General features: G+C 38.7%; 33 protein-coding genes. 29 read left to right on the top strand and 4 right to left on the bottom strand.

Annotated features, from left to right (window positions below):
• The first annotated feature begins 184 nt into the window (after positions 1 to 184).
• The 17 genes from gltP (at position 185) to gvpU (ending at position 10,303) form a co-directional block, all read left to right on the top strand.
• On the top strand, positions 185 to 1,429 hold the full coding sequence (gene gltP, locus ACLHDF_RS00935) for a glutamate-aspartate/proton symporter GltP (RefSeq protein ID WP_413917180.1): 1,245 nt from the start codon (positions 185 to 187) through the stop codon (positions 1,427 to 1,429).
• Positions 1,430 to 1,692: 263 nt separating this feature from the next.
• Positions 1,693 to 2,172, top strand: a complete 480-nt coding sequence (locus ACLHDF_RS00930) for a DUF2798 domain-containing protein (protein ID WP_413917179.1) — start codon at positions 1,693 to 1,695, stop codon at positions 2,170 to 2,172.
• A gap of 230 nt (positions 2,173 to 2,402) precedes the next feature.
• Complete coding sequence (locus ACLHDF_RS00925) at positions 2,403 to 2,888, top strand: general stress protein (protein ID WP_413917178.1); 486 nt, start codon at positions 2,403 to 2,405, stop codon at positions 2,886 to 2,888.
• A 447-nt stretch (positions 2,889 to 3,335) separates the two neighbouring features.
• Entirely contained in the window at positions 3,336 to 3,596 is a 261-nt protein-coding gene (gene gvpA / locus ACLHDF_RS00920) for a gas vesicle structural protein GvpA (RefSeq protein WP_413917177.1), read from the top strand.
• A gap of 60 nt (positions 3,597 to 3,656) precedes the next feature.
• Positions 3,657 to 4,133, top strand: coding sequence for a GvpT/GvpP family gas vesicle accessory protein (gene gvpT / locus ACLHDF_RS00915; RefSeq protein WP_413917176.1), 477 nt, complete (start codon positions 3,657 to 3,659; stop codon positions 4,131 to 4,133).
• A 25-nt stretch (positions 4,134 to 4,158) separates the two neighbouring features.
• Positions 4,159 to 4,641 carry a gas vesicle protein GvpQ gene (gvpQ, locus tag ACLHDF_RS00910; protein WP_413917175.1) on the top strand — a complete coding sequence of 161 codons (483 nt, stop codon included), beginning with the start codon at positions 4,159 to 4,161 and terminating at the stop codon, positions 4,639 to 4,641.
• Between the two features lie 19 nt (positions 4,642 to 4,660).
• Entirely contained in the window at positions 4,661 to 4,927 is a 267-nt protein-coding gene (gene gvpJ / locus ACLHDF_RS00905) for a gas vesicle structural protein GvpA (RefSeq protein WP_013057997.1), read from the top strand.
• Positions 4,928 to 5,002: 75 nt separating this feature from the next.
• On the top strand, positions 5,003 to 5,269 hold the full coding sequence (gvpO, locus tag ACLHDF_RS00900) for a gas vesicle protein GvpO (protein ID WP_413917174.1): 267 nt from the start codon (positions 5,003 to 5,005) through the stop codon (positions 5,267 to 5,269).
• Between the two features lie 28 nt (positions 5,270 to 5,297).
• Positions 5,298 to 6,224 (top strand): gas vesicle protein GvpN, encoded by a 927-nt coding sequence (gvpN, locus tag ACLHDF_RS00895; RefSeq protein ID WP_413917173.1) that lies wholly within the window; start codon positions 5,298 to 5,300, stop codon positions 6,222 to 6,224.
• 14 nt (positions 6,225 to 6,238) lie between these two features.
• Positions 6,239 to 7,006 (top strand): GvpL/GvpF family gas vesicle protein, encoded by a 768-nt coding sequence (locus ACLHDF_RS00890; protein ID WP_413917172.1) that lies wholly within the window; start codon positions 6,239 to 6,241, stop codon positions 7,004 to 7,006.
• A 1-nt stretch (position 7,007) separates the two neighbouring features.
• Positions 7,008 to 7,274: a gas vesicle protein GvpG gene (locus tag ACLHDF_RS00885; protein ID WP_013057993.1), complete on the top strand. Its 267-nt coding sequence runs from the start codon at positions 7,008 to 7,010 to the stop codon at positions 7,272 to 7,274.
• On the top strand, positions 7,275 to 8,084 hold the full coding sequence (locus tag ACLHDF_RS00880; protein ID WP_413917171.1) for a GvpL/GvpF family gas vesicle protein: 810 nt from the start codon (positions 7,275 to 7,277) through the stop codon (positions 8,082 to 8,084).
• 17 nt (positions 8,085 to 8,101) lie between these two features.
• On the top strand, positions 8,102 to 8,389 hold the full coding sequence (locus ACLHDF_RS00875) for a gas vesicle protein (protein ID WP_413917170.1): 288 nt from the start codon (positions 8,102 to 8,104) through the stop codon (positions 8,387 to 8,389).
• The gene (locus ACLHDF_RS00870; protein WP_320518599.1) at positions 8,343 to 8,627 is read left to right on the top strand and encodes a gas vesicle protein K; all 285 of its coding nucleotides are present in this window, start codon (positions 8,343 to 8,345) and stop codon (positions 8,625 to 8,627) included. The genes ACLHDF_RS00875 and ACLHDF_RS00870 overlap by 47 nt, the downstream gene beginning before the upstream one ends.
• Positions 8,628 to 8,648: 21 nt before the next feature.
• The gene (gene gvpJ, locus ACLHDF_RS00865) at positions 8,649 to 8,951 is read left to right on the top strand and encodes a gas vesicle protein GvpJ (RefSeq protein ID WP_413917169.1); all 303 of its coding nucleotides are present in this window, start codon (positions 8,649 to 8,651) and stop codon (positions 8,949 to 8,951) included.
• A 36-nt stretch (positions 8,952 to 8,987) separates the two neighbouring features.
• Positions 8,988 to 9,863, top strand: a complete 876-nt coding sequence (gene gvpT, locus ACLHDF_RS00860; RefSeq protein WP_413917168.1) for a GvpT/GvpP family gas vesicle accessory protein — start codon at positions 8,988 to 8,990, stop codon at positions 9,861 to 9,863.
• 23 nt (positions 9,864 to 9,886) lie between these two features.
• Positions 9,887 to 10,303, top strand: a complete 417-nt coding sequence (gene gvpU, locus ACLHDF_RS00855; RefSeq protein WP_413917167.1) for a gas vesicle accessory protein GvpU — start codon at positions 9,887 to 9,889, stop codon at positions 10,301 to 10,303.
• A 30-nt stretch (positions 10,304 to 10,333) separates the two neighbouring features.
• On the opposite strand, the gene ACLHDF_RS00850 is transcribed toward gvpU, so the two are convergent.
• A complete protein-coding gene (locus tag ACLHDF_RS00850) occupies positions 10,334 to 11,233 on the bottom strand; it encodes an AraC family transcriptional regulator (RefSeq protein ID WP_413917166.1) in 900 nt (299 codons plus the stop codon).
• A gap of 108 nt (positions 11,234 to 11,341) precedes the next feature.
• Here ACLHDF_RS00850 and ACLHDF_RS00845 point away from each other — a divergent pair, with 108 nt between their 5' ends.
• Positions 11,342 to 12,268 (top strand): EamA family transporter, encoded by a 927-nt coding sequence (locus ACLHDF_RS00845; RefSeq protein WP_413917165.1) that lies wholly within the window; start codon positions 11,342 to 11,344, stop codon positions 12,266 to 12,268.
• A gap of 34 nt (positions 12,269 to 12,302) precedes the next feature.
• Here ACLHDF_RS00845 and ACLHDF_RS00840 read toward each other — a convergent pair whose 3' ends face one another.
• Positions 12,303 to 12,518, bottom strand: a complete 216-nt coding sequence (locus ACLHDF_RS00840) for a hypothetical protein (protein WP_413917164.1) — start codon at positions 12,516 to 12,518, stop codon at positions 12,303 to 12,305.
• Between the two features lie 275 nt (positions 12,519 to 12,793).
• On the opposite strand from ACLHDF_RS00840, the gene ACLHDF_RS00835 reads away from it, so the two are divergent.
• The 3 genes from ACLHDF_RS00835 to ACLHDF_RS00825 all read left to right on the top strand — a co-directional run bounded on the left by ACLHDF_RS00835 (position 12,794) and on the right by ACLHDF_RS00825 (position 14,942).
• On the top strand, positions 12,794 to 13,729 hold the full coding sequence (locus tag ACLHDF_RS00835) for an aldo/keto reductase (protein ID WP_413917163.1): 936 nt from the start codon (positions 12,794 to 12,796) through the stop codon (positions 13,727 to 13,729).
• A 362-nt stretch (positions 13,730 to 14,091) separates the two neighbouring features.
• Positions 14,092 to 14,475, top strand: a complete 384-nt coding sequence (locus ACLHDF_RS00830; RefSeq protein ID WP_413917162.1) for a MerR family transcriptional regulator — start codon at positions 14,092 to 14,094, stop codon at positions 14,473 to 14,475.
• Positions 14,476 to 14,495: 20 nt separating this feature from the next.
• The gene (locus tag ACLHDF_RS00825) at positions 14,496 to 14,942 is read left to right on the top strand and encodes a GNAT family N-acetyltransferase (protein ID WP_413917161.1); all 447 of its coding nucleotides are present in this window, start codon (positions 14,496 to 14,498) and stop codon (positions 14,940 to 14,942) included.
• 295 nt (positions 14,943 to 15,237) lie between these two features.
• Here the strand turns inward: ACLHDF_RS00825 and ACLHDF_RS00820 are convergent, their stop codons facing one another.
• Complete coding sequence (locus ACLHDF_RS00820; RefSeq protein ID WP_413917160.1) at positions 15,238 to 15,381, bottom strand: YjcZ family sporulation protein; 144 nt, start codon at positions 15,379 to 15,381, stop codon at positions 15,238 to 15,240.
• Between the two features lie 514 nt (positions 15,382 to 15,895).
• On the opposite strand from ACLHDF_RS00820, the gene ACLHDF_RS00815 reads away from it, so the two are divergent.
• The 4 genes from ACLHDF_RS00815 to ACLHDF_RS00800 all read left to right on the top strand — a co-directional run bounded on the left by ACLHDF_RS00815 (position 15,896) and on the right by ACLHDF_RS00800 (position 18,422).
• Complete coding sequence (locus ACLHDF_RS00815) at positions 15,896 to 16,204, top strand: hypothetical protein (RefSeq protein ID WP_280159216.1); 309 nt, start codon at positions 15,896 to 15,898, stop codon at positions 16,202 to 16,204.
• A gap of 162 nt (positions 16,205 to 16,366) precedes the next feature.
• Positions 16,367 to 16,555, top strand: coding sequence for a hypothetical protein (locus ACLHDF_RS00810; protein WP_413917159.1), 189 nt, complete (start codon positions 16,367 to 16,369; stop codon positions 16,553 to 16,555).
• Positions 16,556 to 16,632: 77 nt separating this feature from the next.
• The gene (locus tag ACLHDF_RS00805; RefSeq protein ID WP_413917158.1) at positions 16,633 to 17,178 is read left to right on the top strand and encodes a GNAT family N-acetyltransferase; all 546 of its coding nucleotides are present in this window, start codon (positions 16,633 to 16,635) and stop codon (positions 17,176 to 17,178) included.
• A gap of 107 nt (positions 17,179 to 17,285) precedes the next feature.
• Positions 17,286 to 18,422: an ATP-binding protein gene (locus ACLHDF_RS00800; RefSeq protein WP_413917157.1), complete on the top strand. Its 1,137-nt coding sequence runs from the start codon at positions 17,286 to 17,288 to the stop codon at positions 18,420 to 18,422.
• 53 nt (positions 18,423 to 18,475) lie between these two features.
• Here ACLHDF_RS00800 and ACLHDF_RS00795 read toward each other — a convergent pair whose 3' ends face one another.
• Entirely contained in the window at positions 18,476 to 19,249 is a 774-nt protein-coding gene (locus tag ACLHDF_RS00795) for a DUF2628 domain-containing protein (protein WP_413917156.1), read from the bottom strand.
• A gap of 190 nt (positions 19,250 to 19,439) precedes the next feature.
• On the opposite strand from ACLHDF_RS00795, the gene ACLHDF_RS00790 reads away from it, so the two are divergent.
• From ACLHDF_RS00790 to ACLHDF_RS00775, 4 genes are all read left to right on the top strand, one after another.
• Positions 19,440 to 19,775, top strand: coding sequence for a hypothetical protein (locus tag ACLHDF_RS00790; RefSeq protein ID WP_413917155.1), 336 nt, complete (start codon positions 19,440 to 19,442; stop codon positions 19,773 to 19,775).
• Positions 19,776 to 19,802: 27 nt separating this feature from the next.
• Positions 19,803 to 20,681, top strand: a complete 879-nt coding sequence (locus tag ACLHDF_RS00785; protein WP_413917154.1) for a PhzF family phenazine biosynthesis protein — start codon at positions 19,803 to 19,805, stop codon at positions 20,679 to 20,681.
• 163 nt (positions 20,682 to 20,844) lie between these two features.
• A complete protein-coding gene (locus tag ACLHDF_RS00780) occupies positions 20,845 to 21,519 on the top strand; it encodes a response regulator transcription factor (protein ID WP_413917153.1) in 675 nt (224 codons plus the stop codon).
• Complete coding sequence (locus ACLHDF_RS00775; RefSeq protein ID WP_413917152.1) at positions 21,516 to 22,898, top strand: sensor histidine kinase; 1,383 nt, start codon at positions 21,516 to 21,518, stop codon at positions 22,896 to 22,898. Before ACLHDF_RS00780 ends, ACLHDF_RS00775 begins: the two co-directional genes overlap by 4 nt.
• Positions 22,899 to 22,940: the final 42 nt, after the last annotated feature.

Below are 22,940 nucleotides of genomic sequence, written 5' to 3'. Positions count from 1 at the left end.
GGATGAAGAATAACTTCACCTGGCTTTTTTCTATGGATGTTAACAGATAAGGTGGAATATGTAGACCAATTTGTCTATTTTAGAAGGAATTTAGCTAAATGTCCCGAACTTACATAAAGTGTCTGAGGATTTGGATATTAATGGAATGGACGTCCATTAATGAAGTCAAAGGGGAGGTAGAAATGTGAAAAAGTTTTTAGCGTTTCAAATTTTAATTGCATTAGTAATTGGAGCTGTTATTGGACATTTTTTTCCAGATTTCGGGATGGCTTTAAGGCCGGTAGGCGACGGGTTCATCCGCCTTATTAAAATGATCGTGGTGCCGATTGTCTTTTCAACCATCGTCATAGGTGCTGCGGGAAGCGGCAGTATGAAACAAATGGGGAGTCTAGGGTTAAAGACTATTATTTGGTTCGAAGTGATTACTACCCTTGTGTTGGCGCTGGGACTTCTGTTAGTTAATTTGTTAAAACCCGGAGTAGGACTCGATCTTTCTCATCTTGTTAAAAAAGATATCGGTGAACTGTCTCAGTATACCGACAAAGTCGTGGACTTTAAACAAATGATTTTGAACATTATTCCAACGAACATCATAGATGTAATGGCAAAAAATGATTTGCTGGCCGTTATTTTCTTTGCTATTTTATTTGGTGTTGCAGCTTCGGGAGTTGGTAAAGCATCTGAGCCTGCAATGAAATTTTTTGAATCTACCGCTAAAATTATGTTTAAGTTAACGCAAATTGTAATGGTCACAGCGCCTCTTGGGGTACTAGCGCTAATGGCTGCATCTGTCGGGCAATACGGTATTGCGCTTCTGCTCCCAATGCTCAAGCTGATTGGCACGGTCTTTTTAGGTCTATTTATTATCTTATTTGTTTTATTTCCGCTTGTTGGACTTTTATTCAAATTCAACTATTTTGAAGTGTTAAAAATGATATGGGATTTGTTTCTGATTGCGTTTTCGACGACAAGTACAGAAACGGTTTTGCCTCAGCTGATGGATCGAATGGAGAAGTATGGATGTCCTAAACGAGTCGTATCGTTTGTTATTCCGTCGGGCCTGTCGTTAAATTGTGACGGATCCACCTTGTATTTATCCGTTTCATGCGTCTTTCTAGCACAGGCTTTTAACATCGATATGCCATTAACTCAGCAGTTATTTATGATGCTTATACTAGTGATGACGAGTAAAGGAATTGCGGCTGTTCCGTCAGGTTCTCTTGTCGTTCTTTTAGCAACAGCCAATGCAGTAGGTCTGCCGGCTGAAGGAGTGGCAATTATTGCAGGAGTGGACCGCATCATGGATATGGCAAGAACAGGAGTCAACGTTCCAGGCCACGCCATTGCCTGTATCGTCGTCTCAAAATGGGAAAAAGTATTCCGAACCCAAACACCAATTCCGCCAGGATCTCACACGGAATCTCTATAAAACCAAACCCCGCTTTAGCTCATAAAGCGAGGTTTTTCTATTAACGTTCCAAACATTCATTAATGATGTAGACTAGAGTGGTTTGCCATACTCAGCCCTCCACGAAAAAGTGGAAGCAGCGGCTTACGTTTAGAAAATCCACGATGACTGTTTTTTAGTCACCGTGGATTTTCTAAATAAATGTTCACAAAATGTTCACTTACGAAGAAGGAATACAAAAAGCTATACTAAGCCAAGTGAAAAAAATGAAAAGGATGAGGAACGTGCCAACAACTAAAAAAGAAAGTATGTATTTTGGAATGATGATGTGCGGAGGAATGGTGCTTGTCATGACGATTTATAACATGTTAATAAATGACGTCATCGGACATATCACATTTGCAGAAGGTATTTTTAACTTGGTTATAACATTTGTAGTAGCAATGACTATAGAAACTCTTTTAGTCGGTCCAGTAGCGAAAAAGGTAGCATTTTCACTGCCGTTTGATAAATCTAAACAGTTAAAAGTAGTGCTGATTTTGTCATCATGTATGGTTATCGGAATGGTGCTTTGTATGTCTGTATACGGATTAATTACAATGTCCCTTACGAAAGGTTTGCAGGGAGAGCCGCTTCTTTCAAGCTATGCATTGATTGTTGCTAAAAACTTTATCGTGGCATATCCGCTTCAGCTTCTAATTATGGGGCCTTTAGTTCGCGGATTGTTTGTAAAACTTGTTAAAAAGAATCCGGCGGCTGCTTAAGTCAAAACCCTAAGAACACATATTTTCTTAGGGTTTTGTTATGCAAAGCTGTTCAGTAAGAAGAGAAGAAAATTCACGTAAAGCCGCTGATACAAAGGCATCTTGTGCGTGATGAAAAAAGTCGCTAAATGAAAAGTGATTTGGCGTTATCTATTTAGAAATACTTACTCTCTAAAACGTTTCAAAGCCATACTCTTGGGTACACACAACATTAACGAGGAGGAGATAATATGGAAGCAAAAGCCAAGAATGTTGTCGGGATATATGAAACGGAGCAAGAAGCAATTCATGCCGTAGAGAGTTTAAAACAAGAAGGGTATGCATCAGAAGAAATCTCTATCATCGGTAAACATAAAAAGACCAAAAAAGTTCAGAAAGAAACGAATTCAAAAGCAGAAGGAGCAGCAACTGGAGCTCTTGCCGGAGGTACGCTAGGGAGCTTGAGCGGAATTTTGGCTGGTGCTGGAGCTCTTGCAATACCGGGAATAGGCCCAATAGTGGCGGCTGGACCGATTGTAGCTACATTAACAGGTGCAGCAGCTGGTGCGAGCGTAGGAGGACTGTCAGGTATTTTAGCCAGTATGGGAATTCCAAAACAGCAGGCTGAACAATATAATGATTCAGTCAAAGAAGGCAGCTTGCTTGTTCTAGTAGACAAAACAGATTCAGATTATGATGGAAACCCGAAAGCGCCTTTAACCGGAATGATTTTATAGAGCTTATGATATGTAGTGAACATCTGTCGCCATGCGGCAGATTTTTTTATGCATTGACTTTTCTTATGTAAATTCAAATAACGATAATATTCCATAATAGTAAAAAAATATAAACACTTCGTGGTGAACCGAGCGATAATATGCCTAGAATTATAATGTAATATTATTGTAACAATAATGTATTTATTGTTTTATTTTAGGGCTAGATTCTTGATAAAAGCTTTAAAAATAGGGTTTAGTCAAAAGGTTTATCCATAAATTGACTGTTAATTATTATACGTAGTAGAATAATTTTCTAATTTATTTTTAGGAATTACTTTTTAGCAAATTATTCATGTTTGAATGAAGGCTAAAAAGTATATTTCAAAAGTATGTTTACTTAAAAAGTTAAGCAGGTTGATTAGTAGCATCATTCATTTAGCTAAATTTCGAAAGGAGCTGCTAAAAATGAGTATTCAAAAAAGTACAGATAGTTCTAGTTTGGCAGAAGTGATTGATCGAATTCTCGACAAAGGGATTGTCATCGATGCTTTTGCTCGAGTATCACTCGTAGGAATTGAAATTTTAACGATTGAAGCACGAGTGGTTATTGCAAGTGTGGATACGTGGCTGCGCTACGCAGAAGCCGTAGGGTTATTAACAGACAAAGTCGAGGAAGAAGGGATACCTGGCCGAGCAGATGAGCGAGGTGCAGGGCTTAGCTTTTAAGTCTTTTAATCGTAAGAGAATTCATTAAATAAATACTAATAAAAGAAAAGAGGATGGAACATGACAACAACGGATCAAAATGAAAAACAGCAAAATCAGCAGCAAGAAGAAAAAACACAAAATTCTTTAAATCTTGCCATTTTAGGAGGCGTAGTAGGAGCGGGAATTGGACTTCTTTCAAGTCCACAAACGAGTAAAAAAGTACTCAGCCGTTTAGGGCAATCAGAAATTGTACGTGCGACAGGACAAGAGTTAAGAAGAAATGCCCAGGATATTCTAACGCAGCAAGCGATGGGGGCATTAAGACAGACGGCTACAGGCTATCTTGAAAAAGACAATTTAAGCAAGCTGCTGGCACCTAAAAAGAAAAAAGAAGATGCATCAAATGAACAGGCGGATTCGCAGGAAGAAGTAAGAGGGAGTACGGAAATGGAAACGTCTCAGTACGAAGAGTTAAAAGAAGAAAATAAAAATATGAACGATCAGTTGCAGCGCATTGAAGAGATGCTAAACAAACTCATGGACGCTAAAAAGTAAGATATTCGTCCTGAAGGGGAATTTCATGGATAAAAAAGATGTGGAAAAAGCAGCCTTAAAAGCGGGAAAAAAGATAATCGACTATACGCCTGAACCTGTTAAGGAAAAGGTTAAAGAAAAGGTAGAAGAAAAGGTTAAAGAAAAAGCGAAAGAGAAGTTTGTTGAAAAAACCGAAGGAAAACTGCAGGAAAAAGCAAATGAAGCTTCAGAAAAACTGCAGAAAACAAAAGAGAGAAATGCCAGTAAGGTACACAGCAAAGGGGAAGAAGCAAAAGAAAAGCTTCAAGACGTTTTACTATCAGTGAAGGATAAGCTTAGTGATGTGAAAGAAGCCGGAGAGGACTTTCAAGAAAAAATTTCTTCAGACAATAAAGATGAGTCAAAAAATAAGCGGAAAGTAAAAGGCGTAAATCAGATTAAAAAAGCAACTGATATTAAAAGCTCTACTACTATTAAAAGTTCCAATGATATTAAATCATCTACAGATTTAAAAACAATGGGATCATGAGCGAAAGGAGAAATGGAATATGTCTATTCAAAAAAGTACCAATAGTTCGAGTTTAGCAGAAGTAATTGACCGTATTTTGGACAAAGGAATTGTCATTGATGCTTTTGCAAGAGTATCTGTGGTAGGAATTGAAATTTTAACGATTGAAGCACGAGTGGTTATTGCAAGTGTTGATACGTGGCTGCGCTACGCAGAAGCAGTTGGGCTTCTGCGTGACGACGTAGAAGAAAATGGTCTGCCTGAACGATCAAATTCAAGTGAAGGACAGCCGCGTTTTAGTATTTAATATGAAGAAAAATGGAACCTTCCTTTTTTGAGGCTGGTTCCAGCTTTTAGATATAACTATTGGAGGCTACTAAAGATGGAAATTAAAAAAATTATGCAAGCTGTAAACGACTTTTTCGGTGAACACGTAGCTCCTCCTCATAAAATCACCTCGGTGGAAGCTACTGAAGATGAAGGTTGGAGAGTTATTGTTGAAGTGATTGAAGAACGAGAATATATGAAGAAATACGCCAAAGATGAAATGCTCGGAACATACGAGTGCTTTTTAAATAAAGAAAAAGAAGTCATCTCATTCAAACGACTCGACATCAGATATAGAAGCGCCATTGGCATTGAAGCATAAACGATAAGATGGCAGGAGGAACGTAAAAATGACCGTCTTAACAGACAAAAGGAAAAAAGGCAGTGGAGCTTTTATACAAGATGACGAGACCAAAGAGGTTCTTTCAAGAGCGCTGAGCTATTTAAAATCCGGCTATTCCATTCATTTTACAGGTCCTGCCGGCGGAGGAAAAACTTCTTTAGCGCGAGCGCTTGCTAAAAAGAGAAAGCGCCCGGTGATGCTGATGCACGGCAATCACGAGCTCAACAACAAAGATTTAATTGGAGATTTTACGGGCTATACAAGCAAAAAAGTGATCGACCAGTATGTTCGATCTGTTTATAAAAAAGATGAACAAGTGAGTGAAAACTGGCAGGATGGCCGATTGCTTGAAGCTGTAAAAAATGGTTATACGCTGATTTACGACGAATTTACTCGGTCTAAGCCCGCCACGAATAATATCTTTCTATCGATATTAGAAGAAGGGGTGCTGCCGCTGTATGGAGTAAAAATGACCGATCCTTTTGTGCGCGTGCACCCCGATTTTCGCGTCATCTTCACAAGCAATCCAGCCGAGTATGCTGGGGTATATGATACGCAAGATGCGCTTCTTGACAGGTTAATTACCATGTTTATTGATTATAAAGACATCGACAGAGAGACAGCGATTTTAACAGAAAAAACGAATGTAGAAGAAGAAGAAGCGCGCGTAATTGTAACGCTCGTAGCAAACGTGCGAAACCGCTCTGGAGATGAAAGTAGCAGCGGGCTTAGCCTGCGGGCTTCGCTAATGATCGCTACTCTTGCCGCACAGCAAGACATTGCTATCGATGGAAATGACGAAGATTTTCAAACGTTATGTATGGATATTTTGCGTCATCCGCTTACTAGATGTTTGGGCGAAGAAAATGCAAAAAGCAAAGCCGAAAAAATCATTTTAGAAGAGTGTAAGAATATAGAGATTGAAGAAAAGTAAAGGAGCTTGAAAACATGAGTGAACAGAACGAAACAGGTATTTATATTTTTAGCGCGATTCAAACGAATAAAGACGAAGATTTTGGCTCAGTCGAAGTAGAAGGGACAAAGTCAGAAACGTTTTTAATTCGATACAAAGACGCGGCTATGGTAGCAGCTGAAGTACCGATGAAAATCTATCATCCTAATCGTCAAAATTTAATGATGCATCAAAACGCGGTAGCAGCGATCATGGACAAAAATGATACGGTTATTCCAATCAGCTTTGGCAATGTATTCAAATCAAAAGAAGATGTAAAAGTACTTTTGGAAAACCTTTATCCGCAGTTTGAAAAGCTGTTTCCAGCCATCAAAGGAAAAATTGAAGTTGGTTTAAAAGTAATTGGGAAAAAAGAGTGGCTTGAGAAAAAAGTAAACGAGAATCCTGAACTTGAAAAAGTGTCGGCATCCGTAAAAGGAAAATCAGAAGCAGCCGGTTATTATGAGCGTATTCAGCTTGGGGGCCTTGCTCAAAAAATGTTTACTTCCCTGCAAAAAGAAGTCAAGACAGAGGTGTTCTCTCCGCTTGAAGAAGCAGCAGAAGCAGCAAAAGCAAATGAGCCAACAGGCGAAACGATGCTCTTAAACGCGTCTTTTTTAATTAACCGCGAAGATGAAGCGAAGTTTGATGAAAAAGTGAATGAAGCGCATGAAAACTGGAAAGACAAAGCCGATTTTCATTACAGCGGCCCTTGGCCTGCTTATAATTTTGTGAACATTCGCCTAAAAGTAGAAGAGAAATAACGTGCTGCATAAATTAGTAACCGCACCTATTAACCTTGTAGTGAAAATCGGCGAAAAAGTACAGGAAGAAGCTGATAAACAGCTATACGATCTTCCGACGATTCAACAAAAACTCATTCAGCTTCAAATGATGTTTGAGCTTGGTGAAATTCCGGAGGAAGCGTTTCAAGAAAAAGAAGATGAACTGTTAATGAGGTACGAAATAGCGAAACGCAGAGAAATTGAACAATGGGAAGAGCTAACACAAAAAAGAAATGAGGAATCCTAGATGGGAGAATTACTGTATTTATACGGTTTAATTCCAACAAAAGAAGCAGCATCCACAGAGCCTTTTCCATCTTATAAGGGGTTTGATGGAGAACATTCACTGTACCCAATTACGATCGATCAGGTGACGGCTGTAGTTTCTAAGCTAGATGCTGACACCTATTCAGAAGAAGTGATTCAAGAAAAAATGGAGCAGGATATGAGCTGGCTGCAGGAAAAGGCATTTCATCATCACGAAACGGTAGCCGCTCTGTACGAAGAATTTACGATTATTCCATTAAAATTTTGCACTATCTATAAAAGTGAAGAGAGTTTGCAAGCAGCTGTTGAGATCAGCAAAGAAAAGATAGAGAATTCACTGACGCTGCTTCAAGGAAATGAAGAGTGGAATGTAAAAATTTACTGTGATGATAAAGAGCTAAAAAAACAAATCGGCGAAACGAATGCAAGCGTAAAAGCGAAAAAACAAGAAATTAGTCACTTATCACCCGGAAGACAGTTTTTTGAAAAGAAAAAAATAGATCAGCTGATTGAAAAAGAATTAGAGCTTCACAAAAACAAGGTGTGTGAAGAGGTACATGACAAGCTAAAAGAACTATCACTTTATGACTCTGTTAAAAAGAATTGGGGCAAGGACATAACGGGCGCAGCTGAACAGATGGCGTGGAACAGCGTGTTTCTTCTTCCGTCTCTGCAGATCAATCGTTTTGTAGATGAAATTGAAGAGCTGCAGCAAAAGCTTGAAGAAAAAGGTTGGAAGTTTGAAGTGACGGGACCTTGGCCTCCCTATCATTTTTCCAGCTTTGCGTAAAGTGAGGAATCAAACTCATGTCTCTTAAAGAATCCATGGAGAATAAAGATATTGCTCTTATTGATATTTTAGATGTCATTTTAGATAAAGGAGTCGCCATTAAAGGAGACTTGATCATTTCCATAGCTGGCGTCGATTTAGTGTATTTGGATTTGCGAGTGCTTATTTCTTCGGTTGAAACGCTTGTGCAAGCAAAGGAAGGAAATCGCAAACCGATCACTTCTGAACAATTTGATAAGCAAAAGGAGGAATTAATGGATGCAACCGGTCAGTCAAGCAAATGGACGAATTCACTTGGATCCTGATCAAGCTGAACACGGCTTAGCTCAGCTTGTGATGACAGTTATTGAGCTATTGAGGCAAATTGTTGAACGTCATGCCATGAGGCGGGTGGAGGGTGGAACGTTGACGGATGAACAAATTGAAAACTTAGGAATTGCACTAATGAACTTAGAAGAAAAAATGGACGAGTTGAAAGAGGTGTTCGGTCTGGATGCAGAAGATTTAAATATTGATCTTGGACCGCTAGGCAACCTGCTTTAAGCGGTCAATAGGAGGAACAGTATGGCAGTCGAACATAATATGCAGTCAAGTACGATTGTAGATGTGCTCGAAAAGGTTTTGGATAAAGGAGTCGTTATAGCGGGGGACATCACCGTAGGAATCGCGGATGTCGAGCTGCTGACGATAAAAATACGCTTAATTGTGGCTTCGGTTGATAAAGCAAAAGAAATCGGCATGGACTGGTGGGAAAATGATCCGTACCTCAGTTCAAAAGGAGCTAATAGTAAAGCGCTCGAAGAAGAAAATAAAATGCTGCATGAGCGGTTAAAAGTGCTTGAAGAAAGAATAGAAACGGAAGGTTAAAAACTTTACGCTACTTAAAAAATGGAGGGATTTACAATGGCAACTGAAACAAAATTAGATAACGCACAGGTAGAAAACAAGGAAAATAAAAACGAGGAAAATGTTTCAAAAGAAAAGAACGGGTCAAAAGAAAGCAAAACAACAAGCAGCGGCCCAATCAAACGAGCGGTAGCAGGAGGTATCATCGGCGCAACGATTGGATATGTATCTACTCCTGAAAATCGAAAAAGTCTTCTTGACCGCATTGATACGGACGAATTAAAAAGCAAAGCATCGGATTTAGGATCAAAGGTAAAAGAAAAATCAAAAAGCAGTGTAGCCAGCCTGAAAACATCTGCAGGAAGCTTGTTTAAAAAAGAGAAAGATAAGTCAAAAGATGATGAAGAAAACGTCAATTCTTCTAGTAGCGAAACAGAGGACGATAACGTTCAAGAGTACGATGAGTTAAAAGAAGAAAACCAAACTCTTCAAGATCGTTTATCACAGCTTGAAGAAAAAATGAACATGCTTGTTGAGCTTAGCCTCAATAAAAATCAAGATGAAGAAGCGGAAGATACAGATTCCGACGAAGAAGAGAACGATGAGAACGAAGAAAACGGGCAAGATGAAGAAAACGAAGAAGAAACATCTAAGCCTCGTAAAAAAAATCAAAAAGAAAATGAGCAAGAAGAGGAAGAAGAAAGTGACGAAGACAGCGAGGAAGAAAACGAAGATTCTCGCTCAAGCAAAAAGAATAAAAAAGTAAAAACAGAAGAAGAGGAAGACGAAGACGACGAAAGCGAAGAAAAAAAAGAAACTAAACCAAAAAAATCAACAGCTAAAAAATCAAAAAATACAAAAGCAAAGAAAAACACGGACGAAGAAGATGAAGACGCAACATCTCTTTCTAGCGAAGACGATACAACAGCCTAAGGTATAAAGGAGGAAAGAAATACATGAGTACAGGACCTTCTTTTCCAACTAAAGACAATACGCTTGAATACTTTGTGAAAGCTTCTAATAAACACGGCTTTTCACTTGATATTTCATTAAATGTAAACGGCGCTGTGATTTCCGGTACCATGATTTCAGCAAAAGAATACTTTGATTACTTAAGCGAAACGTTTGAAGAAGGCAGTGAAGTGGCTCAGGCGCTAAGCGAACAATTCTCTTTAGCAAGCGAAGCCAGCGAGTCAAACGGAGAAGCAGAAGCTCATTTTATTCATTTGAAAAATACAAAGATCTACTGCGGAGACAGTAAGTCTACTCCTTCTAAAGGAAAAATCTTTTGGAGAGGGAAAATAGCAGAAGTAGACGGTTTTTTCTTAGGGAAGATTTCTGACACAAAAACGACGAGTAAAAAGAGTTCATAAAAGACGGCGGGGTGATTGTCCCGCCGTTTTTTAGTGATGAGATGAGATGTGCAGCTTCTTTTTTCGATACATGAGCGGAGTCATCTTCATTTCTTTTCGAAACTGATTAATAAAATAGCTGGTACTATTAAATCCTACTTGATAGGCAATGTCTGTCACATTTGCTTCTGCTTGCTGCAGCATAACTAAGCTTTGCTGAATTCGATAGTTTAATACATAGGTCAAAGGCGTTTTTTTTAACATTTTCTTAAAATATCGACAGCATTCAGAACGGCTCAATTGACCGGCTTTAGCAATATCGTCGAGCGTAATCTTTTCAGCAAAGTGTAAATGAATCCAATTAAGCATGTGCTTCATTCGCTGATTTTTGATCATTTCTTTTTCATTGTATTTTAGCTGCAAACCGTTAAGAATTAAATTTTTCCAAAGTATAGTGAGCTCTGATGCAATCTCCATTTCATAGTAGCGCGGCTGCTTATGAATCCATACGTATATCTTATGAATAGATTCTAAAATATTTTTCCCCCACTTTTGATTGGAATCAATGAATAGATAAGATAAATTTGTTGCATGAATGTAGGGATAGACGTAATTTGTAAAAAGCTCTTGCGGCACAAGGAAATGAGGAGAAACATTTAAGCAAATGTACATGCAGCCCGATTTGTTTATGTCTTCGGTCATATGAAGACATCCGCTGTTAATAAACAGTCCGTTGCCTTGTTTTACAGTTACTGTCGTTTCGTTTACTTGAAAAGCCGCATCACCTTTTATCACCAGCACAAATTGAAGCTCATCATGCCAATGAAGCGGGATGTAGCCGTTTATGTGATCGCCAATCGTAGTTTGATAACATGCTACTGGCAGCTCAACGGTACGGTGGGTCGTTAGCTCTTTTAAGTTTTTATCAATTTTAAAATGGGCTGCTGGCATACATAGTCACCTCAATATATTTATATTTTTTAATGCAATATGCGTATTTTCTGCCTGATTTTTCATTTATTATAACACTATTCTTATAACAAAAGTGAGGGATAAAAGATGAACAATCTCAGCAGAAAAAAAGGGTTCTTCTTCGTGACAACTGGAGCTATATGTTGGGGGATGGGAGGGACGGTTGCTCAAAAGCTTTTTCAAGAATTTGAAATCAGCGTGGACTGGCTTGTTTCAGTACGTCTGCTCATTGCCGGCTTTTTACTGCTAATGATTTCAATTACGAAAAGCAATCGTTCTCAAGTATTTGGAGTATGGAAGAACCGAAAGTCAGCCTTTCAACTCGTCGTTTTTGCGATATTTGGTATGCTTGCTGTTCAATATACGTATATGGCTTCTATTAAGCATGGAAATGCAGCAGTAGCTACGCTGCTGCAGTATTTATCACCGGTGATGATTATCATTTATTTGGTTTTACGCAAGCAGTCTATATTTACGCGACAAGATGCTATGGCCGTGCTGCTGGCACTGGGAGGGTGCTTTTTTTTATTAACAAACGGCTCTATTTCTCAGCTGTCTGTTTCTGTATCTGCCGCTGTTTGGGGAGTATTGTCCGGCGTAGCGGCAGCATTTTATACGCTGTATGCGGTGCCGCTGATCAAAAAGTACAGTTCGCTTGTCATCGTTGGCTGGGCAATGGTAATTGGGGGAAGTGTAATGAGCTTTATTCATCCTCCGTGGAAACTAGAGATGTCAAGCTTATCACCAATAATCTATGTATATATTTTATTTGTTATTATTTTTGGCACGATGATTGCATTTTGGTTTTATGTAGAAAGTTTGCACAGTCTTTTACCTAAAGAAACGAGTCTGCTGGGCAGTTTAGAACCTTTAGCCGCCGTTGTCACAACCGTTGTTTGGCTGAAAGAGCCCTTTGGTTTTTATCAATGGATGGGTACAATTTGTATTATTGGCTTGGTTTTATTGTTGACGCGAACGAAACAAGCGTCTTCTGAGACTACACTTTCCGCATAAATGGGGGCTTGCTAAAAGAAGAAGCAGATGAATGTCACTTTGCTGCCAAAGCTGTAGAAGCTCGTTTAACTTTTAAGAACTTTACATATTGAATAAACACTCTTTCTTTTGTAGAGATATTTAATTTAGCAAGTCTTGACGCGTCATCTCGGTTTTTAGCAGATTCTATCATAAAAGTTCCTTTAATTTTGGCCTCATCTTTTAGAACGGAATAATGTATTTCAAATCGTTTTGTTTTCGTTTTCTGCATAGTGATAGACTCCTTTGGCTGATAGATTGATATATGGTTTGTTATGAAATAAGCTTCGATAAAAAGGAAGAAAAGAACGTAACATATATTACTAAACGAAATGCGCAGCGGCAGTGACTTTTCTCACACAACACAACCTAGTATTTCATCTTTTTACCAAAAAAGATAGGGGGTTTTACCGTCGCTGCTTATAAAATCTTTTATTCTTTCTGCTTGACCTAGAGTTAACTCTATGGTTTATCTTGTAGTAGTATCATTTCAAGGAGGGGCTTTACATGAAGTATCATACAATTGCTAATACTGACCTGCACGTATCAAATTTAATCATGGGAAACATGCGTTTAACAGAGCTTTCTTTACAAGAAGCAGAGAAGCTAATCTGCACAGCGATGGAAGAAGAAATTAACTTTTTTGACCATGCTGATATTTACGGTCCTGATTATGTAGGACAATGCGAAGAATATTTTGCAAACGCTATACAAATGAATCCAAGTCTTCGTGAAAAAATGGTGATTCAAAGTAAATGCGGCATTAACTCAGCAAAAAATTACTATGACTTTTCAAAGAAGCATATCATAGACTCTGTTAACGGCAGCTTAGAGCGTTTAAAAACAGATTACTTAGATCTTTTATTACTGCATCGTCCAGATCCGCTAATGGACCCTGAAGAAGTAGCAGAAGCATTTAATGAACTTCAAAGCAGCGGAAAGGTACGTCACTTTGGTGTGTCGAACCACAACCCAGCGCAAATTCAGCTGCTTGAGAAATACATCAACCAAAAGCTTGTCGTAAACCAAGTCCAGTTCAGCATCGCACATACGCCAATTATTGATTCTGGTATTTCTTTAAATATGGGAATTGACCAGGCCGTTAACCGCGACAGCAGCGTGCTTGAATATTGCCGCTTAAACGATATAACGCTTCAAGCATGGTCGCCGTTCCAAAACGGATTTTTTGAAGGACCTTTCCTAGATGATAAAGAGAAATTTGGAAAGTTAAACGAAGTGATTGATCGCATCGCAAATAAATATAGCGTGACAAATACAGCGATTGCCGTTGCATGGATTACAACTCATCCTGCAAACATCCAAGTCGTGCTTGGTACTACAAATATTCAGCGTATGAAAGATGCAAGCAAAGGTTCAGAAATCAAGCTAACGCGCGAAGAATGGTACGATATTTATAAAGCCGCTGGCAATATGGTGCCTTAAGCACTTTCGTTCTTAAAATAAAGCAGGTAACTCCGTTCGAACATGGAACGGAGTTACCTGCGTTTTACGATAAGGACCTGCTGGTTAGGATAGAAAAAGATTTAGCAGCAGCTCAATTATTTTTATGACGCCAAGACCTAATAAAAAGGCAATAAAACCGCCAATTACAATTGTAAGCATCATGTGAGCAGTATTCATCGTATCCATCCTTTCTAGTTTAAATATATGTTGCTTGTACAAACAGCCCGCGGCATAAAGAACGCAATGAAGAAAACTATAAAAGAATAAATCCTCGAGATAACTGGAGGTCAAGGTAATTTCACCATGTTTTTCTGAGAAGTTAAGATATAGGAGGAAGCAGTATGACGTATACCATTTCACAAGTTGCGAAGAAATTGAACGTGACAATTTATACCATTCGCTATTATGATAAAGAAGGGCTTTTTCCGTTTTTAGATCGTACAGCGTCAGGTAATCGTATTTTTAAAGAACAAGATATTGAATGGATTGATTTAATTTGCTGCTTAAAAAGCACCGGTATGCAAATCAAGGATATTCGGACGCTTATTGAAAACTGTACGCTTGAAAATGCAGTGCTTGATAAAAGTCTTCAAATGCTGATGAATCATAAAAAAAAGGTGCAAAAAGAAATCGAAGAAATTCATCACAAGCTTGAAACCATTGATTATAAAATTAAGCATCTGCCGGAAATGTACGAGCGAATTGTCAACAAGCCGTCAAACTAAACAAAAAAGGAAGCGTGGAAATGATTGAGAAAGTAGTGCCTTTCACTGCAGAGAATATGCAGCAGTGCATGGACTTGTATATGAATGTATTTACAAAAAAACCTTGGAATGAACCGTGGACGGAAGACTCAGCTAGAGAAAGACTGACTGATTTACTGAACACACCTAAATTTATGGGCTATTTATTTTATGACCAAAGAGATCTAATTGGCATGATTGCAGGTCATGCTAAAAAATCTTACAGCGGTATGACCTTCTATGTTGCTGAGCTTTGCGTAAGCGCAAGTGTACAAGGAAAAGGATACGGTTCAGCTATCTTAAGCCGGTTTGAGAGCGAACTTCAAAAACACGATATCAATAGTTTGTATCTCTTAACGGCGACTGGAGGAGCTGCACAGGCATTTTATGAAAAAAACGGCTATGCTGTAAATGACCAGCGCGTCGTCTTAAAAAAATCCTTTGTATAATTGTTAGCATCTACATAGAGAAGGAAGAGAGTTGCAGAGCAGCGGCTCTCTTTTTTTGTCAGTCAAATCATTCTTTTAATCTATTAATATGTAGAAGAAAGGGAAGTATGAACAAAGAACGATAGATTAAAAAGTCCCAGTTTTTCTCAAAGATGAGTCTCGTTATCATCCGGTTCATAAACACACTAAAAAACAGTGCCCATTATGTGGACACTGCTTTTTCATAATAAAGTGGAAAGCTAGCTTTTGGTAAAAAATTAGTGGAAATGAAGCTGTTCATCATTATTCCTAATGATTAGCAACCGCCAAATCCTCCCCAGCAAGCACAGCCGATGATGATTAATAAAATGAATAATACGATGATTAAAGCAAAGCCGCTGCCATATCCGCAGCCGCCGTAACCGTAACCGCCATAACCACAGCCACCATAGAAGCCCATATATTTCACCTCCAAGTTCTGAGTACATTTTTAACATATGCCCGAAATGCAAAAGTGCTCCAAAAATATCCAATGATTTCAATGAAAATAAAAAAATAAGATGGACACGGTACTTTTTTTCACTTTCTGCATAGGATGAATCATCCCAAGATCTCATATATGAGCCCCCATGTTATAACGAAGCAGGCTAATAGCAATTCCTCCTTAGCCTGCTTACATAATCGAGTAGAAACTGAAGAATTTTTTCTTCAGTTTCTTACTTTTTATCATGAAATAAAAACATTATGACTTTCCGTGTACCCATCTAAGTGATCAGCATCATCCGCTTCTTTTTATATGTATTAGGGACTAAAGAGAAATCAAGCTCATTTTCATATAAGCATAATAATTTACTTTTTTTCGTAATTCTTTTCCCCTATTTTCAGCATAACCAAGATATTTGCCCAAGACAGCGAATAGGTAAATGCATATTCTTGGGTGAAAGTGAAAAAACAAAAAAACGGAGGTTTCTCTTATGAATTCAGAAATGCATTTTTTACCTACTATGTATGCTCAAGATCATCACCAATTTCAACACGCAGATGAAAGGTTTATTGGCAGACCATTTGGCTTTGGCAGACCGTTTGGTTTCGGACGCCCGTTTGGTTTTGGCTTTGGCAGACCATTCGGCTTTGGCTTTGGAGGTCCATTTTTAGGAGGATTAGCAGGAGGATTAGTAGCTGGCTCACTTTTATCACCATATGGCTATGGTGGCTACGGTTACGGTGGTTATCCGTATGGTGGCTTTGGCGGTTACGGCTATGGCTTCGGCGGCTGCTGTTAAACGTAAATAAAAGAAAAAATCTCAGAAAAAATATTTTTCACATCATTCTTTTCTATAAGGAAATCTGTTTTGAAACGCAAGGCTTTATATCCATCCGCAGTTAATCAAAATGTATACCCCATCTAATATAAAAAACCACCTGGTGATTTTTCTAGGTGGTTTTTGCGTGAAGTTTTTTATTTTTCATGCAGTCAAGAAATATATGACAAAATGCCTAACTGTTACTTTCTAAGCGGATATGGGGATAATGGAACGGTGTATAATATGATGCTAGCTAAAATTATAGCAGAACATATCACGACAAAGAAAAGCAGTGATTTAGAACTTTACATTCAAACAAGAAAAGTTTAATATGTGAGAAAATGGAAGATTTTTTAAAAAAGTCTTCTTTTTTTACATATATTCTTGAAGGAGAGGAGAGACCTAGTATGATAGAGGGTCACGCTATTTATTTACGCCCGCTAACTGTCAGCGATGCGCTTGACAGCCTTCAGTTACAAAGCGATAATCGCCAGTTTTTTGAACATTTTTCTATGATTCGAGAGGATTCTTTTTATACGTTGGAAGGCCAAGTAGAAAAAATTAAGCGCCATGAAGAGAACAGGAAAAACGATCAAGAATACTATTTTGGTCTTTTTCAAAAAGAGAATAATAAGTTAATTGGCACCATTAGTCTTTTTCAAGTGATGCGCGGATCTTTACAAAGCGCGTTTATCGGCTATTTTCTAGATCAGAATTATAATGGAAAAGGATATGCAACAGAAGCGGTAAAAGCGCTTGTTGACTACGCGTTTAACAAGTTGCATCTTCACCGCATTGAAGCCGGTGTCATGCCTCGTAATATGTCTTCACAGCGAGTACTTGAAAAAGCAGGGTTTCATAGTGAAGGAATAGCCAGAAAAAATGTAAATATTAACGGTATATGGGAAGACCATCAAGTCTTGGCTATCCTTAACCCTAACGATGAACTATAAGAAATAAACGAGTTCTTAAAATTTTGATATACGTTTTCGAATTTAAAATTTATAATGAGAATAAGAGAATAGAACAGTCTATATTTAAATAGTAGGTGACCAAGGTAATGGAAGAGAGGAACATCAATGAAAAAGCCGTTTGGGATGTATTAGAGATGGCTAGCGAAATAGTTGGAAGCAGGACGCTGTTTGTAGGGGTTTTTGACGAACAATTTTCAGTTATGAAAGCCTTTAATAAAGAAGGGGGAAGCCTTGTAGAAGATGGGCTGACCCTGCCGTTAGAACTTGCGGTATGCAACTTAGTCACATGTGATGAACCCCTTGTTATTCCCGATACAAAACGCGATGTCAGAACGTCTAGTTTAGCCATCATTGATGGTGCCCAGGTAGGTTCTTATTTAGGAACACCTATTGTGCTAGAAGACGGGAGAATGTTTGGTACTTTATGTGCGGTCGATCCGGATCCTTATCAGTTTAGCGAAAGTGAAATTCAAGGATTAAACCGGCTGGCTGGCATTTTGTCTCATATTATTTATAAAAATCAAGCGGCTGTGTTGCCGAAAATTGAAGAGAAAATTCTGCAGCTGGACAAACTAGCACTCGTAGGACAGCTAGCAGCAGGACTAGCGCATGAGATTCGAAACCCCATGCAGTCCGTGCGCGGCTTTATTCAATTTTTATTTAAGGAAAATGAACAGGTGGAGCCCTTTCAAAAAATTGTTCTTGATGAATTAGATCGTATGAATGAACTCATTAATAACTTCTTACTTGTAACGCAGCCAACAGCCCCTAAAAAAGAAATCGTATCGATTGTAGAAGTTATTCATGATACCGTTGCTTTTTTGAAAAGTGAAGCGGCGTTATACAATGTCGAAATGAACGTAAGGGTAGAAGGAGCCATTCCGCTGGTGTCAATCGATCCTGCTCAAATGAAACAAGTGTTTATGAACCTTTTGAAAAACGCCATCGAAGCAATGGAGAAAAAGAAGCGAGGCGAAGTAAATCTGATTATCAAAGAATGGGATGGATGGGTTCTTATTGACATCCAAGATACCGGCTCTGGCATTCCGCTATCCATTATTAACAAAGTAGGAAATCCATTTTTCTCCACAAAAGATGGAACAGGCATGGGGTTAGGACTTTCCATTTGTAAAACTATTATCAATGAGCATAACGGTACACTTGCGATTGAAAGTGATGAGAACGGAACAGTGGTGACGGTGAAGTTGCCTTTGACACTTTAAGATGAAACAAAAAAGAAAGGAGAGTACGTACTCATCCTTTTTTTTTGACCTGTTTAATATGCTGAACTGTCTTCAATCCAATATTCATAGTCTTCAGCATCTTCTTTATTTAATTTTTTGCCGTCGATATAGATTTTGTCCCACTCGTAAATTTGTTTGTCTAAATAAATGTTAAACACAATGCGCACATGCTCTTTTTCTGTATAATCGTAGCCAGTAAATTGTACAACGTGATGACGGCCTTCTTTTTTAATATAGGTCCATTTTGGATGATCGTTGTACGCTTCAAGCGTAAATCCTTCGCCGCTGTAGCGCACTACATCTTTAATATTCGTTTTTGTTGGCAAAAATGATAATCCTATACCAACTCCGGTGGCAATCGCAAGCGCCAAGATGCTTAATCCAATGGCGATGCCAATGTGAGTCCCGCCTTTTATTTGCAAATAAGCTTCTTTCCGATGCTCCGGCTGCGTTTGGGCTTGAGCTGACACGCTTTTAACGTGCTTATAGTACCAGCGGTTGGCACATAACCCTGTAATAAGTGAAGCACCGCCGAACACAATCACATCGGCCCACCCGGATATGTCTACAAAGTACGAAAGAGAAAACCAAATTACTTCAATAAACGATAAAATAAAAAAGTGCTTATACATTTTTCGGTATGCAAACCAAGCGATTGTTAGAAAAAAGGCCGCCCAGTTCCACGTGTTGTTTTTAGCTGGATTAGCTGTTTTTCCCCATTTTAAATCATAATATGACGTATTTGTTTGAACTACTTTATATTCTTCCTCAAAAGAAACGAGTTCATTTACTGCTTGTTCTTCCATTTAAAACACCTTTCATTGATTATAATCTATCATCTAAAATGACTCTATTATTATACATTATTTCTAGTATTTTTCTATTCTTCCTTAAATTATTTTTAAAGTAAGAATATTTGTGCTGTGGATTTTTTAATAAGAAGTTTCATAAAAAAGAATAATATGGTAAATTTGAAGAAAAAGGAGATGCTTGAACATGAATAGTTTAAAAAAAGCCCTGCACCAATCGTGGTCAATTCACTCAAGCACCAAGTGGACAGCTGATACCCCTGCCAAGGGACAGTGCAGCGTGACAGCGCTTGTCGTTCAAGATATCAAAGGAGGAGATATCTTAAAAACTCCTTGTAAAGAAGGATGGCATTTTTACAACAGGCTTAACCAAAAACGCTGTGACTTTACGAAGGAACAATTTCATGAGCCCCTTCATTATGCAGATATTTTATCGAGTCGGGAAGAAGCATTTATGGATACAAATAAGGAGCAATATGAAGCTTTAAAGAAAAAAGTAGTAGCATATTTAACACATACATAAAAATTTGCGTTAGAAAGGAACAGATACATGAAAAGTATTCAGTATTCGATTGTTGATGTATTTGCACAAGGAAAATATACCGGAAATCAGCTCGCTGTTTTTCAAGACGCAGAAAGCCTTTCAGATAAAGACATGCAGCAAATTGCTAAAGAAATTAATTTCTCCGAAACAACATTTATTACGTCTGCTTCTACAAAAGGAGAATATGACGTGCGGATTTTTACGCCTAATGAAGAAGTGCCATTTGCGGGACATCCGACACTTGGAACCGCTTATGTTATTCGAGAGGAACTAGAAGAAAAAGATACAGAAGAGCTTATTCTTCATTATAAAGCAGGTCCTACGCCTATTACATACGATGAACAAAAAGATGTACTGTGGATGAAGCAAAGTCAGCCAACATTTGGGCAAGTATTAGATAAAAAGCATGTGGCGGATGTATTAAACCTTGATCAAACACATATTGATACGCGCTTTCCTGTTCAAGAAGTATCGACTGGTCTGCCGGTCATCCTGGTTCCTTTAACATCATTAGAAGCAGCTAAAGCGATAAACGTAAACAAAGAAAAATATTTTAAACTAATAGAAAACAGGGAAGCTAAAGCGATTATGGTATTTTCACCAGAAACCTATCACGAAGATCATCAGTTAAACGTGCGAGATTTTGCTGATTATTACGGCGTGCCAGAAGATGCAGCAACCGGCAGCGCCAACGGCTGTTTGGCAGCATATTTAGTTAAATACCGTTATTTTAATCAGCATGCTATTGATATACGTGTAGAACAAGGGTATGAAATAGGAAGACGTTCTTTACTGCATGTAAAAGCTAGTTATGACGGAGAGAATTTTCACATTAAAGTAGGCGGCAAAGTAGAGATGATTGCGCGCGGTGAATGGATTTTGTAACAAGCTGTTCATCTGCTGTTCACAATAAATTCTTATCCTAATAAAAACGCAATATGACCACGGCGTTTGGTTACACTAGTAAACATATAGAAACGGAAAGAAGAAATGATGGCGGCCAAAAGGCCGCCATTTTAAATGGTTGATAAAAGGAGTGGCAGAGGAAATGATTCACATTTTACTGGCGGATGATGATGCTCATATGCGGCAACTGGTTCGTCACTATTTGCAGCTTGAAGGCTATGTGGTGCATGAAGCAAAAGACGGAGAGGAAGCTTCGGGCCTACTTGCTAAACAGCACATTCATTTAGCGGTTGTCGATATTATGATGCCTCATAAAGACGGATATCAAGTTTGCGAAGAAATACGCAGCTATTATGATTTCCCAATTATTTTATTAACGGCAAAAGACCAGCTAGAAGACAAAGAAAAAGGTTTTTTAGCAGGAACAGATGACTATGTGACAAAGCCGTTTGAACCAAAGGAATTGATTTTTCGAATCAAAGCGCTGCTTCGCCGGTACGAAGTAGTAAATGAAAAAATGATCGAGCTGAACAACACCTCTATCGACCGAAAAAGCTACGAAGTGCACTGCAACGGACAGCTGTTGATTCTTCCAATGAAAGAGTTTGAGCTCTTAGCTCAGCTTGCAAGCTATCCAGGGAGAATTTTTACAAGAGAAGGATTAATTCATCTGATATGGGGAGCGGATTTTAATGGAGATAACCGGACAATTGATGTCCACGTGAAAAGGCTGCGCGAGCGATTTGAACGTACCGATGATTTTGTGATTACGACGGTTCGAGGAGTTGGCTATAAGCTTGAGGTGAAAGCAAAATGAAGACGCTCTATTTGCGGATCGTCCTGACGACGATTGCTGTGATGGTATTTAGCAGCCTGCTAGCGTTTATTTTAGCAAACGTCTATTATCAGTACAGCTTAAAACCTTACAACGATCAAAAGCTTACGCGTATGGCAAAAGACATTGCGAGCTTTTATGAAAGCAATAGGAGCGTGGATCAACAAGCTTATTTACATCATATCAGTAAATTAGGCTATCAAATGTATGTGGTGGACAGCAGCGGACATGAAACGTTTTACGGACGGGAATTTAGAGATCAGCATTTAAAAAAGAGCGCTGTTCAACAAGTACTAGACGGAAAAATGTATCACGGAATTGCAAACTTTCCTTCACAGGTGTTTGTGACGGGCTTTTTTGATAATGTGTTGGCCAATACCATCGGCGTGCCGCTAAAAGGAGAGAGTAATAAGCAGCAAGCGCTGTTTATTCGCCCTGATATTCAGCTGCAGTTCGGGGAAATGCGCATTTTTTTCTCGGTTATTTTACTGCTGACGATTGTGTTGAGTATTTTATTTGTGCTTATTAGTACGCGTTATTTAGTAAAACCAATCGTCAAGCTAACGGAAGCAACGAAACAAGTGGCAAAAGGAAAATACAGCGTCGAGCTGTACGTCAAGCGTCGAGACGAAATCGGCACACTTGCCGCTCATTTTTCCGAGATGGCGAAAAATTTAGAGCAGCTTGAAGAAATGCGGCAAGAATTTGTATCCAATGTGTCACATGAAATTCAGTCTCCGCTGGCGTCCATTCAAGGATTCTCAAAAACGCTCCGTTCTGCCCATCTTTCTGAGGAACAAAGAAATGAGTATCTGTCTATTATTGAAGAAGAAAGCCGGCGTATATCGTCGCTCAGCAAACAGCTTCTTACGCTTGCTTCACTTGATAAAGAAAGTCAGCATATCGACAAAAGCACGTTTGATGTTGCAGCTCAAATCAAGCAAGTGCTGTTCATGACGGAGTGGAGCTGGCGTGAAAAAGAGTTAGCCATTGAAATGGATCTTCCTCCAACGATGATTTCAGGCGATCAAAAGCTGCTTCATCAAGTGTGGACAAATCTTATTACAAACAGCGTAAAGTTTACTGAAGAAGGAGGAACGATGTCTCTTCGCGTTCGTATGGAAGATACGCATTGCCACGTGGAATTTCAAGATACGGGAATCGGCATGTCAAAAGAAAGCCTTCCACATATTTTTAATCGTTTTTATAAAGAAGATAAAGCAAGAAGTCGTAGTGAAGGAAGCAGCGGTCTTGGATTAGCGATTGTAAAACAAATTGTCGAAATGCATGATGGCTCTATTCACGTTGAAAGTGAAAAAGGAAAAGGCAGCACCTTTCATGTCTATCTTCCGAAATTGTAATGAGCCGTTCATCTTCCATTCATTTTCTATTTTTATACTTTA

The organism is Priestia megaterium (assembly GCF_046599315.1).
In the GTDB taxonomy this organism is placed as follows: Bacteria; Bacillota; Bacilli; order Bacillales; family Bacillaceae_H; genus Priestia; species Priestia megaterium_F.
This window is presented reverse-complemented; position numbering and strand designations above follow the sequence as displayed.

Excerpts from the sequence above, each read along its gene's own strand:
- ACLHDF_RS00925 (WP_413917178.1), top strand. The coding sequence starts at position 2,403 with ATGGAAGCAAAAGCCAAGAATGTTGTCGGGATATATGAAACGGAGCAA.
- gvpA (WP_413917177.1), top strand. The coding sequence starts at position 3,336 with ATGAGTATTCAAAAAAGTACAGATAGTTCTAGTTTGGCAGAAGTGATT.
- gvpT (WP_413917176.1), top strand. The coding sequence starts at position 3,657 with ATGACAACAACGGATCAAAATGAAAAACAGCAAAATCAGCAGCAAGAA.
- gvpQ (WP_413917175.1), top strand. The coding sequence starts at position 4,159 with ATGGATAAAAAAGATGTGGAAAAAGCAGCCTTAAAAGCGGGAAAAAAG.
- gvpJ (WP_013057997.1), top strand. The coding sequence starts at position 4,661 with ATGTCTATTCAAAAAAGTACCAATAGTTCGAGTTTAGCAGAAGTAATT.
- gvpO (WP_413917174.1), top strand. The coding sequence starts at position 5,003 with ATGGAAATTAAAAAAATTATGCAAGCTGTAAACGACTTTTTCGGTGAA.
- gvpN (WP_413917173.1), top strand. The coding sequence starts at position 5,298 with ATGACCGTCTTAACAGACAAAAGGAAAAAAGGCAGTGGAGCTTTTATA.
- ACLHDF_RS00890 (WP_413917172.1), top strand. The coding sequence starts at position 6,239 with ATGAGTGAACAGAACGAAACAGGTATTTATATTTTTAGCGCGATTCAA.
- ACLHDF_RS00880 (WP_413917171.1), top strand. The coding sequence starts at position 7,275 with ATGGGAGAATTACTGTATTTATACGGTTTAATTCCAACAAAAGAAGCA.
- ACLHDF_RS00875 (WP_413917170.1), top strand. The coding sequence starts at position 8,102 with ATGTCTCTTAAAGAATCCATGGAGAATAAAGATATTGCTCTTATTGAT.
- ACLHDF_RS00870 (WP_320518599.1), top strand. The coding sequence starts at position 8,343 with ATGCAACCGGTCAGTCAAGCAAATGGACGAATTCACTTGGATCCTGAT.
- gvpJ (WP_413917169.1), top strand. The coding sequence starts at position 8,649 with ATGGCAGTCGAACATAATATGCAGTCAAGTACGATTGTAGATGTGCTC.
- gvpT (WP_413917168.1), top strand. The coding sequence starts at position 8,988 with ATGGCAACTGAAACAAAATTAGATAACGCACAGGTAGAAAACAAGGAA.
- gvpU (WP_413917167.1), top strand. The coding sequence starts at position 9,887 with ATGAGTACAGGACCTTCTTTTCCAACTAAAGACAATACGCTTGAATAC.
- ACLHDF_RS00850 (WP_413917166.1), bottom strand. The coding sequence starts at position 11,233 with ATGCCAGCAGCCCATTTTAAAATTGATAAAAACTTAAAAGAGCTAACG.
- ACLHDF_RS00845 (WP_413917165.1), top strand. The coding sequence starts at position 11,342 with ATGAACAATCTCAGCAGAAAAAAAGGGTTCTTCTTCGTGACAACTGGA.
- ACLHDF_RS00840 (WP_413917164.1), bottom strand. The coding sequence starts at position 12,518 with ATGCAGAAAACGAAAACAAAACGATTTGAAATACATTATTCCGTTCTA.
- ACLHDF_RS00835 (WP_413917163.1), top strand. The coding sequence starts at position 12,794 with ATGAAGTATCATACAATTGCTAATACTGACCTGCACGTATCAAATTTA.
- ACLHDF_RS00830 (WP_413917162.1), top strand. The coding sequence starts at position 14,092 with ATGACGTATACCATTTCACAAGTTGCGAAGAAATTGAACGTGACAATT.
- ACLHDF_RS00825 (WP_413917161.1), top strand. The coding sequence starts at position 14,496 with ATGATTGAGAAAGTAGTGCCTTTCACTGCAGAGAATATGCAGCAGTGC.
- ACLHDF_RS00820 (WP_413917160.1), bottom strand. The coding sequence starts at position 15,381 with ATGGGCTTCTATGGTGGCTGTGGTTATGGCGGTTACGGTTACGGCGGC.
- ACLHDF_RS00815 (WP_280159216.1), top strand. The coding sequence starts at position 15,896 with ATGAATTCAGAAATGCATTTTTTACCTACTATGTATGCTCAAGATCAT.
- ACLHDF_RS00805 (WP_413917158.1), top strand. The coding sequence starts at position 16,633 with ATGATAGAGGGTCACGCTATTTATTTACGCCCGCTAACTGTCAGCGAT.
- ACLHDF_RS00800 (WP_413917157.1), top strand. The coding sequence starts at position 17,286 with ATGGAAGAGAGGAACATCAATGAAAAAGCCGTTTGGGATGTATTAGAG.
- ACLHDF_RS00795 (WP_413917156.1), bottom strand. The coding sequence starts at position 19,249 with ATGGAAGAACAAGCAGTAAATGAACTCGTTTCTTTTGAGGAAGAATAT.
- ACLHDF_RS00790 (WP_413917155.1), top strand. The coding sequence starts at position 19,440 with ATGAATAGTTTAAAAAAAGCCCTGCACCAATCGTGGTCAATTCACTCA.
- ACLHDF_RS00785 (WP_413917154.1), top strand. The coding sequence starts at position 19,803 with ATGAAAAGTATTCAGTATTCGATTGTTGATGTATTTGCACAAGGAAAA.
- ACLHDF_RS00780 (WP_413917153.1), top strand. The coding sequence starts at position 20,845 with ATGATTCACATTTTACTGGCGGATGATGATGCTCATATGCGGCAACTG.
- ACLHDF_RS00775 (WP_413917152.1), top strand. The coding sequence starts at position 21,516 with ATGAAGACGCTCTATTTGCGGATCGTCCTGACGACGATTGCTGTGATG.